This is a genomic window from Methanobrevibacter sp. UBA417 (genome assembly GCF_002508845.1).
Classification (GTDB): Archaea; Methanobacteriota; Methanobacteria; order Methanobacteriales; family Methanobacteriaceae; genus Methanobrevibacter_A; species Methanobrevibacter_A acididurans.
The window spans coordinates 1-3,507 of record NZ_DAZC01000037.1 but is presented as its reverse complement, the minus strand read 5'-3'; the positions used below and the strand labels follow the sequence as shown (position 1 = coordinate 3,507).

The window sequence follows — 3,507 nt, the reverse complement described above, 5'->3', positions numbered from 1 at the left end:
AAAGTTATAACTTAAAGTTATAGGTTTTTTAAGATTTGAAAATGTATACTGTATTATGGGAGTTATAGTTATAATTTAAAGTTATAACTCTTTTTCTATACAGGACCCTCGCAGAATTATAGTTTATTAATATATTATTATTATTATTATTAGTATACTAGTTAGAATATAGTTATAGTTATAACTTAAAGTTATAACTCCCCCCTTACACTACACTTGCGCAAAAATTTTAAAAGGTATGCAAAATGTGTATACAATTTAAAACTTAGTTAAATTTTTAATTTAAACTTTTATAATAAGTATATTTTTATTTAATCCTTGTTTTCCTGTTTTATTTGTATCATCCCCTCAATAAAACTATCATAATCTAAATCAAAATTGTTTTCATTATTAAACTTTTTTAAACTATTAATTAAAATTTCTAAGTACCTTTTTTGATTAAAAGATAAATTATTTTTATCTTTAAAAATTTCAGGAGCATACCTTCTATTAGATAATCGTTCTAACTGCTTATTTAAAAAATCTGAACATTTATCATTATAATATATTTTTTTTAATGTATCAGTTAAATCTAAGTTTTTAACTGTATTGTTTTTTTCTTCTAAAAAATTTATATCCTTTTTTAATTCCTTTAACTCTTTTTCAATTTCATCTCTACGGGTTCTCTTTAAATTTAATTCATATAATTCCTTATATTGTTCATTATTATCTGAATAAATTAATATTAAAAAATCTATTGCTTTAGCAACTTTTATACTAGTTGTTCCATCTAAATTTAAATTTTTTAATTCTTCAAATTTTTCTTTAGAGATCCTTCCTGAAATTGTCTTTGTATCTATGTTTTTCAAAATTTTTATTCTTTAAAACCCCACTATTTTATTATAATTTTTATATAAATTTATTTGACTTATATTTTTCTCTTAATTCCCCATTAAAGATTTAAAATTTAATTTTTTTCTTATTTTTCATTCCATTCTAAAAATTATATTCCTTAATTTTTTTTTGACTTAGATAGATTTGATAAGTTTTGTTTAAATCAAACTAAAATATCTGTACTTAAAATTTAAGTTTTAAAATTTTTTTTCACCTCCAATTATAATTAGGTAATTAATACTTTGTAAGTCATTTAAAAAAAATTAGTTTTCAAAATTAGTTAAAATGGAGTGTAATTATAAATAAACCAGTAAATTGTTTTAAAAAAATAGGAGAGTAATAAAATCATTTTTATTTAAGGTTTTGTTAAAAATTGAATTTAAAAATAGTTTAATTAAAGTTATAAAAAAATAGGGGGTTTTAATCTTTATATAGACAAAGAAGAATTGTTTAATCTAGCTAGAAACATTATAAAAAAATAGAGTGAAAGGAAAAATATTTATTTATATTCCTTTTACACTCATGTCTATCATTTCTTGTGTGGATTTTGCAAGTGCTGGTGGTAGGCCTGTTATGTCCATACTTAAAAATCCTCTAACTATCATTGCAGCTGCTTCTTCTTCTGTTAAACCACGACTTGTAAGGTAATAAATTTCATCTTCATCTATTTTACCTACTGCAGCTTCGTGTGATAATTCAAGACCACTACTGTTTGCTTCTAATTCTGGTACAGCATAGATGCTTGAATCATCTGATAGTACGAGTCCATTACATTCTAGGTGTCCTTTTACGTTTGGTCTTTCACCTGCTAGGTGTCCTCTAGCATAAATTTTTGATTCATCATTACTTACTGCTCGACTAATAACTTCTGTTGATGCTCCATCACCAGAAAGTATTCCCCGTGCTCCACTATCAATGTAACTATCTTTTTGACCATTAAGGATGGTTTGGAATAGTGCACGTGAATTTTTACCTACACAGTGTGCTGTTGGATAAGATTGTAGGGAGTGTACTGGACTGGTTAAGATATAATTATTTATGAATGTTCCATTGTCTTCTACTTTTATTCCGGTTCTTGGACGTACTTCTACTTGTTCTGCCCAGTTATGTATCATGGTGAATGTGATTTTTCCACCTGGTTTGACGAATAGTTCTGAGACTCCTACGTGGAGTGCTGAGGATACATCGTCACCTGTTGCACAACCGGTTATTAAATGTAGTTCTGAGTTTTCTTCTGCAATTATTATATTGTGAGTGGTTTGGATTACGTCTTGGTCTGCTATAAACATGCATGCTTGTACTGGGAAGGTTTGTTTGGTTCCTGGTTTACTTCTTATGAAGTAACCTGATCTTACATTTTCTTCAGATTCTCGAAGTGCTGTTTTTGCAGTGTATTTATCTGCGTCTGCTTGGACTGTTGTCCACATTAAATCTGATACCCAATTGTATTTATCTAATGCTTGTTGTAGGTTTAGTAATTCCACGTCACCTGTTAGGCTGTCTTGGAAGATGTTACTTTGACCAACTTGTAGAAATGATCCTGCTCGATTAGTTTCATCAGAGTCTACTCCGACTTTTAGTAGGGTGTCTTGTGTTGATTTACTTACATCATCTAAGCTGTCTATTACATCATATGCATCTATAGTTTCTTCTGAATAGTTTTCTATAGTTACATCTGTTCCTATTGCTGCTTTTTTGTCTTTTGCTTTAGCAGCTTTTTGAGATACATTCCGCACATTCAACACATCCTCTAAATCCTTCTGTTTTAACATCTTGTATTATTTCTTCTGGGTTTCCTGAACAAGCGATTTCACCGTCTAGGAGTACATGTGCTATGTCTGCATTTACATAGTTTAGGATGTATCCGAGGTGAGTGATTAGTAATCCTGATCTTGTTCTTTGTTTTGGTTTGGTATTTTTTTCTAATAATTCATTTATTTCTTCTGCTATTAATTCAACGTTTTCTATGTCTACTCCACTGTCAGGTTCGTCGAACATTACGAATTCTGGTTTTTGTGCTAGGAGTTGGAGTATTTCTGATCTTTTAACTTCTCCTCCTGAGAATCCGAGGTTCACGTCTCTTTTTAGGAAGTCTTGGTTGAATTTTAGTTTTGTGCATAAGTTTTGCATTTTTGGTGAGAGTTCTTTTTCTATATCTTTGTTTTCTATGAGTCTTAATAGGTTTTCTACACTTACTCCTCTTATTGCTGGAGGTGTTTGGAAACTTACACCTATTCCTTTTTGAACTCTTTCGGTTGTTGTTAAGTTAGTTATGTCTTCTCCTTTAAATATTATATTACCATTGGTTATTTTGTAATTAGGAAATCCTAGTATGCTCATGAAGAGTGTACTTTTCCCTCCACCGTTAGGTCCGAGTAGGACGTGGGTTTCTCCTTCTTTTATACATAAGTCGATGTCTTTGAGTACTTGTTTTCCTTCGACTTGTACTGCTAAGTCTTCTATTTTTAGTAACATTTTATTTTCCACCACCATGAATTATTTTTATTTAAATACAAATTCTTATTTTTTTTAATTATTAATTTTTTTTATTTTTTTAGAAAAAATATAACAATTATTATATTCTTCTTTTATTTGTTATCATTTATATAAACTATTGTTATATTAAAAATTTTT

At 28.6% G+C, this 3,507-nt stretch carries 3 protein-coding genes; all 3 read right to left on the bottom strand.

From position 1 onward, the window contains the following. Positions 1-311: 311 nt before the first annotated feature. The 3 genes from BP769_RS08460 to sufC all read right to left on the bottom strand — a co-directional run bounded on the left by BP769_RS08460 (position 312) and on the right by sufC (position 3,348). On the bottom strand, positions 312-848 hold the full coding sequence (locus BP769_RS08460) for a hypothetical protein (RefSeq protein WP_409198468.1): 537 nt from the start codon (positions 846-848) through the stop codon (positions 312-314). 528 nt (positions 849-1,376) lie between these two features. After that, entirely contained in the window at positions 1,377-2,645 is a 1,269-nt protein-coding gene (locus tag BP769_RS08455; RefSeq protein ID WP_409198467.1) for a SufB/SufD family protein, read from the bottom strand. After that, positions 2,581-3,348: a Fe-S cluster assembly ATPase SufC gene (sufC, locus tag BP769_RS08450; protein ID WP_409198466.1), complete on the bottom strand. Its 768-nt coding sequence runs from the start codon at positions 3,346-3,348 to the stop codon at positions 2,581-2,583. The genes BP769_RS08455 and sufC overlap by 65 nt, the downstream gene beginning before the upstream one ends. Between the last annotated feature and the right edge of the window lie 159 nt (positions 3,349-3,507).